The organism is Synechococcus sp. W55.2, from assembly GCF_047461635.1.
Classification (GTDB): Bacteria; Cyanobacteriota; Cyanobacteriia; order Thermostichales; family Thermostichaceae; genus Thermostichus.
In genome coordinates this window covers 1-6,000 of sequence record NZ_JANSHM010000101.1, presented here as the reverse complement: position 1 = coordinate 6,000, position 6,000 = coordinate 1, and the positions used below count along the sequence as shown (strand labels likewise).

Below are 6,000 nucleotides of genomic sequence, written 5' to 3'. Positions count from 1 at the left end.
GTTCTATCGTAACTTCCGCATTCCTCCCGACACTGACCCTACGGGTACAGTGCGGGGCTCCTGCGATTTCTAGCTGACGACGCGAACGGGATCCCCAGCGCCCACAGCCGCTCAACCAGTCGCTCCAGCAGCCTCATGGTTCAGCACTTCAGCCCACCGGGGTAGGTACTGGGAAAAATCCTGTTTTTTGACAAACCGAAAAGGCCCGGATAGGGATCCCCAGATCACTTGATCGGTCTCCGGATCCCGACCTTGATCCAAGCTGTGAAAGTAGTCGGCTCCGATCTCAAACTCGCTGTACAAATAGGTGGTTCTGCCTTTGCGTTCAACAATACAGCCTTTGCCGGGCAGGCTGCGGCCCCGATAGCAGGATCCCGTCCATTCCACCTGGGTGACACAGCCGGGCAAGAGTTCCAACTCCGCTGCTGTCAGACCGGCCAATTTCCCCTTCGCGTAAGCGTTGCTTAGCAACAACTCCCGACCGGCGCACCTGTAGGAGTCAGGAGCTGTCAGAGCATAGTTTTGAATCCGGATCCCATCTGGAGTATCGAAGAGGTGGATCACCCGCTGTCGGTAAGGCTGCTCAGGATAAATGTCGTACAGTTGCTCCACGTAAAACCCCACCCCCTGCAACACCGACCAAGGCAAGGGGCATTGGTACACATGAATGTTGGCAAACCAGACGGGCTCTGCGAGCGCCTGCTGCAGGTTGTTGAAGTGCCCTGCCATCCAGGTGGCCAGTTGAGCCAGTTGTGGGGAAACAGACATAGGTTCAGATGGATTCAATGGATTGAAATCGAGAAGATTCAGATCGAGCGCTCCTGATCCTGCAGACTTTGTCCAACTGTCAGGGACTCCGTCCCGATGGCGCACTCCATAACACACTCTACAAAACTACACCAGGGAATAGCTTGGTAGCCCTGTACTTGAGTGCGGGGTGGAAAAGCCCTTGGGCAACTTGATTTAAGGGAATTTAAGGGATTTAAGAGAGCATTGTTGCTTACCGTCACCCGCCCTGTCTCTGGCGGAGTTGTTGCCATGGGCAGGGGAACCGCAACCCTGTGGCGACGAGGCCGTTCGCGCCACTCGGACGGAGTTCTTGAAGGGGATTGGGTTGCAGGGACAGGCTAGAGTGAAGGAGCCAGACTCCTGTGCTTTTGAGATGGATTTATGTCGGCCCTACCCATTCCCCTGCTGGGGCAATCCTTGTCTGCTCTGAAAGACTGGGCGGTTGCCCAAGGACAGCCGGCCTATCGCGGGCAACAACTGCATGCTTGGATCTACCAAAAAGGGATCCGCTCCCTGGAACAGGTGACGGTGTTTCCTAGGGCTTGGCGAGAGGCGGTGCAAAGCTACCCAGTGGGACGGTCGCGCATTGTGCAGCGGACAGAGGCCCGCGATGGTACTGTGAAGTTTCTGCTGGGGTTGGCGGATGGGCAGTTGATCGAAACGGTAGGGATCCCAACGGCCAAGCGTCTGACGGTCTGCGTCTCTTCTCAGGTGGGCTGCCCGATGGCCTGCGATTTCTGTGCCACCGGCAAGATGGGCTACCGGCGCAACCTAGAGCTGCACGAGATTCTGGATCAGGTGTTGACGGTGCAGGAAGATTTTGGCCGTCGCGTCAGCCATGTGGTCTTTATGGGCATGGGGGAACCCCTGCTCAACCGCGATACGGTGGTACAAGCCATCCGCAGCCTGAATCAAGATATCGGCATCGGCCAACGGCATATCACCCTCTCGACGGTGGGGGTACCCCGGCAAATTGCCTGGCTGGCGCAGCAGGATCTGCAAGTTACCCTGGCCGTCAGCTTGCATGCCCCCAATCAAGACCTGCGGCAACGGTTGATCCCCTCGGCAGCCCACTACCCTCTGGATGCTCTGATCCAGGATTGCCGTGACTACATGCTGCGCACCGGGCGGCGAGTCAGTTTTGAATATACCCTGCTGTCGGGGGTCAACGACCTGCCCATTCATGCCCGCCAACTGGCGCAATTGCTGCAGCAGGCCAGCCGGTCAGGGGTACAACTGCACGTGAACCTGATCCCTTACAACCCTATCTCTGGAGCCGACTATCAACGCCCCCACCCGGCACGAGTCAAAGCGTTCGTCCGCCAGCTTGAGCAACACCAGGTGCGGGCCACCGTGCGCCAAACCCGTGGTTTGGATGGCAATGCCGCATGTGGTCAACTGCGGGGATCCTTCCTGCGTTCTTTGCCAGGGGATTTGTAATCGCCGCGCAACGCTTGCGCGAGTACATCAGCTCAGTCTGCAGGCGCATTTTAGCCAGGCGGCATCCTGTTCTGGCAAGGTGGCGTAGTGCATGACGTAAACCTGCCGGTGATACTCGTCCAGCCAGGCTCGCTGCGCCTCGTTCAACAGTTCCCAATCGATCAAGCGCCCATCAAAAGGGATCCAAGTTAGGGAGCGAAAGCCCATCCAGCCCTCGGGCTCGGGAATGGCAATCACCTCGTAGAGGTTCTCCAGGCGGATCCCACCCCATCCCGGCTGGTAGTAGCCCGGCTCGATGCTGTTGATCATGCCCACTTTGAGAGGGGTGCTGGCGCGGCGGTGGATCCCGTTGGGCCCCTCGTGGACGTTCAAAAAGGCGCCGACACCGTGGCCGGTGCCATGGCCGTAATCCAGCCCGGCCTGCCAAAGGGTGGAGCGGGCGATCCCATCCAACGAGACCCCATAGGTGTCAGGGGGGAAGATCTGGCGGGCGCATTGAATGTGGGCCTTGAGCACCTCGGTATAGCGCCGCTTGCACAAGGGATCCGCGGGTTGCGGGCCAATCCAAACGGTGCGGGTATCGTCGGTGGTGCCCCCCAAGTAGTGGGATCCGGAGTCCAACAAAAACAGTTCGCCCGGCTGCAGCAGCTTTTGGGGATCCGGAGTGCCGTAGTGGATGATGGAGCTGTTGGCGCCGGCGCCGGCAATGGTGTTAAAGCTCAGGCCCACCCACTCCCCTTCCTCCCGGTAATGGGCCTCCATGATGGCGGCCACATCGGCTTCGCTGATGGGGATCCCCTGTTGGATTTGCCGGTCGATCCAGGCCAGGGTACGGATCTTGGCCCGGCTGGCTTTGCGGTTGGCCAGGCGCATCTGTTCCAGCTCGGTGGGGTTTTTCACGGCCTTGAGGGCTTCTACTGGGTGCTCCAGCTCGCGGCAGCTCGCATCCTGCAGCAGCTCCTGGGTGCCCTGGGTGGTCTGCTTGGGATCCAAGCCCACCGGCGCGTAGCTCTTGGCCCATTGGGGCAGTTGTTGGCTGTAGGTCTCGTAGGGCCAGAGTTCCACCCCGGCTTCTGCCAGAAATTGCCAAGATGGGGGACTGAGCCGCTCCAGATCTGTGAATAGAGCCGCTCTATCTAGGCTGACCAAAGCATAGGCCCAAAACACTGGGTTGTAGGGGATGTCGGATCCCCGCAGGTTAAACAGCCAGGCCACCTGATCCAATTTGGTCAGGGGCAGCAGCCCCACCCGCTTGCGGCGCATCTCCTGCCGGACTTGGGCCAGCTTTTCTGCAGGGGTGGCCCCGCTTAGGTGGGTGGGTACCGAGTCAATGGGCCGGTCAAAGGGAGCGACAGGAGCGGATCCCTGAGCCAGCTTATCCACCAAGTTTTCCATGACCGGGATCAAGAGCACCCCTCCCGCTTGGGCATGGGCCTGCAACTGGCGATAGGTGGCCACCGCCACCGTAAAGGGATCCACCCCCAGGCGAAAGCCGGATCCCAGCTCTTCCACAATCTCCATCAGGCTGGGCTGATTCGGCAGACCTCCTTTGATCACTGTCAATAGATTGGGATCCACCTCCCGCTCCGCCTGTTCGTGATAGCGGGGATCTACCCACAGCCAAGCCCTGTCCCGGGTGATCAAGGCATCCCCCACCGAGCCGGTAAAGCCTGTGATCCACTGACGCCGCTTGCGATGTTCCGGCAAATACTCGTTGAGATGCTCATCGGCAGAGGGAACCCAAAAGCCATCCAGATCTTGTTCTCGCAGAAGCTGGCGCAACTGCTGCAAACGGGCAGCAACATCCAGGCGGGGTAAGGTTTGGAGCATGGCAGGAGTAGGGCAAAGCTGTTGTCATTCTAGACAAGGTTAGAAGTTTTCCCTTGCCCCTAGCCCTTGTCCCAAGGGGAGAGGGAAGCTTCCAATGCTGCAATCAGAACAAGAGCGCCCCTGGGTTTAGCGCTCCTCAGGAAAACCCGCTTCCCGCCAAGCCCGCATGCCCCCATCCATCGAGATCACCCGACGATAGCCCATTTTCTGTAGATTATCGGCTGCCAACGCCGAACGAAACCCGCCGCCGCAGTACAGGACGATCTCCGCTTCTTTGTCGGGGATCACCCTCTCGATGTCCCGCTCAATGATCCCTTTGCTCAAGTGGATGGCTCCGGCAGCGTGGCCGGCTTGCCACTCCGACTCTTCCCGCACATCCACAAAATAGAAGGGATCCCCTTGCAGTTGTTTTTGCCTGACCTGCTCGACTGTCAGTTCTTGGATGCGGCTTTTGGCCTCGTTGACCAGGGCCAAGAAAGCTGGAGAGTGCTGGGGAGCCATGGAGAACAGGCGCTATGAGCCAAAGCTTGTTCCAATCGATCTTATCTGGTCTGGACTTTGGGATCCCAACTGCCCTAAGGCTAGACTGGGATCCAGATTTGCCGGCTGGAGGCCCATGGCTTGAAATCCCGATCTAACTTTCCGCAACTGCTTTGGCCCCTTGCTCTGGCCGTGAGCTGGAGCATCCCCCTTGGATTGACAGCCGGTCACGTCAGCCGGACGGAGTCCTCGGCTTGGGCCCAAGCTGCCCCGATGCCCCTAGAAAGTGGGATCCAGCGGCAAGTTTCCAGCCCACCGCCAGCCGCCCTGGTGGAGTGGCTAAGCCAGCAGGTGGCCGCCGCCAACCGGCGGGATTTGCCAGGGGTGATGGCCGGCTACAGCCCCGACTTCCGCCACCGAGATGGGCTGGACCGGGAAGAGGTGGAAGGTGCCATCCGCAAGCTGTGGAGCTCTCATCCCAAGCTCACCTATTCGGCCCAGATCCTCTCCTGGCGGCAGGTGGGCCCTGAGATTGTTGCGGATATTCTCAGCCAAGTAGAGGGATCCCAATCCTCGGTGCGGGGGGACTTTCAGGTAGAAGCCTCTGCCCTGGTGCGCAATCGCTATCGCCCGGATCCAGCCAATCCCGGACAACTGCTGTTGATTGACCAAGAAGTGCTGCGGGAGGCCAGCACCCTCACCTCTGGATCTGCCCCTCCCACCGTCACCTTGAACCTGCCGGAGGTGGTCAAACCGGGATCCACCTATTCGCTGCAGGCGATTGTGGCAGAGCCTCTCACCCACTCTTTGCTGTTGGGCGCCGTTGCCGAACAACCCGTTGCCGGGGCGGGCTACCCAGAGGTGACCTCGTTTGCTCTCGAACCTCTACAGGCCGGAGGGATCTTCCTACAGGCAGATGCTCCGCAAGAACCCCGTTCTGAGTGGATTTCTGTGATGTTGGTTAACCAAACCGGCATCACGCTGGAGAGTCGGCGTCTTATCGTCAGCGATCGCTTGGCTCTGGAGGGATCCCTGGCCATCCCCACCGTCCCTTAGGAAATCTTCAGGATGATGAGGAATGGCTCTGGGGTAATCTGGACAGGCAGTTGAGCTTGTTAAGATGGGAAACTATGCGCCCCTCAGCTTGTTTGCTTTCTGGTGCTGGCCCTATTTTTGAGCGGTTGCGATAGCGGCGACTCCCTTGGTGCTCCGGTGGTGGATCGCCCCACTCCTGCCAGCAATTGACCGAACAATCCCGAGGGGTCTCGAAAGGTTGGGTCGAGGTGTCTTGAAAGGACCCAACCTCAAGAAACACTGGCATCTTCAGCTAGAAATCGCAGGAGCCCCGCACTGTACCCGTAGGGTCACTGCCGGGAGGAATGCCCTTTGATGAAGTACAATGAACTTATGAGCCAAGTCCTGACCATATCCTGCAAGCTCAAGGTGTCCCCGTCGCAAGCC

The 6,000-nt window shown here is 59.1% G+C and carries 5 protein-coding genes; 2 read left to right on the top strand and 3 right to left on the bottom strand.

The window, feature by feature from the left end; all coding sequences use genetic code 11:
- Positions 1–111: 111 nt before the first annotated feature.
- Positions 112–768 carry a chromophore lyase CpcT/CpeT gene (locus NW828_RS13520; RefSeq protein ID WP_414384413.1) on the bottom strand — a complete coding sequence of 219 codons (657 nt, stop codon included), beginning with the start codon at positions 766–768 and terminating at the stop codon, positions 112–114.
- 402 nt (positions 769–1,170) lie between these two features.
- On the opposite strand from NW828_RS13520, the gene rlmN reads away from it, so the two are divergent.
- Positions 1,171–2,229: a 23S rRNA (adenine(2503)-C(2))-methyltransferase RlmN gene (rlmN, locus tag NW828_RS13515; protein ID WP_414384411.1), complete on the top strand. Its 1,059-nt coding sequence runs from the start codon at positions 1,171–1,173 to the stop codon at positions 2,227–2,229.
- Between the two features lie 27 nt (positions 2,230–2,256).
- Here the strand turns inward: rlmN and NW828_RS13510 are convergent, their stop codons facing one another.
- On the bottom strand, positions 2,257–4,059 hold the full coding sequence (locus NW828_RS13510; RefSeq protein WP_414384410.1) for an aminopeptidase P family protein: 1,803 nt from the start codon (positions 4,057–4,059) through the stop codon (positions 2,257–2,259).
- A gap of 126 nt (positions 4,060–4,185) precedes the next feature.
- Positions 4,186–4,560, bottom strand: a complete 375-nt coding sequence (locus tag NW828_RS13505; RefSeq protein ID WP_011432658.1) for a rhodanese-like domain-containing protein — start codon at positions 4,558–4,560, stop codon at positions 4,186–4,188.
- 120 nt (positions 4,561–4,680) lie between these two features.
- Between NW828_RS13505 and NW828_RS13500 the strand changes: the two genes are divergently transcribed.
- Positions 4,681–5,595: a hypothetical protein gene (locus NW828_RS13500; protein ID WP_414330578.1), complete on the top strand. Its 915-nt coding sequence runs from the start codon at positions 4,681–4,683 to the stop codon at positions 5,593–5,595.
- Positions 5,596–6,000: the final 405 nt, after the last annotated feature.

What these genes read in the sequence shown, in the direction of transcription:
- NW828_RS13505 (WP_011432658.1), bottom strand. Translation starts at nt 4,560, where the DNA reads ATGGCTCCCCAGCACTCTCCAGCTTTCTTGGCCCTGGTCAACGAGGCC.
- NW828_RS13510 (WP_414384410.1), bottom strand. Translation starts at nt 4,059, where the DNA reads ATGCTCCAAACCTTACCCCGCCTGGATGTTGCTGCCCGTTTGCAGCAG.
- NW828_RS13520 (WP_414384413.1), bottom strand. Translation starts at nt 768, where the DNA reads ATGTCTGTTTCCCCACAACTGGCTCAACTGGCCACCTGGATGGCAGGG.
- rlmN (WP_414384411.1), top strand. Translation starts at nt 1,171, where the DNA reads ATGTCGGCCCTACCCATTCCCCTGCTGGGGCAATCCTTGTCTGCTCTG.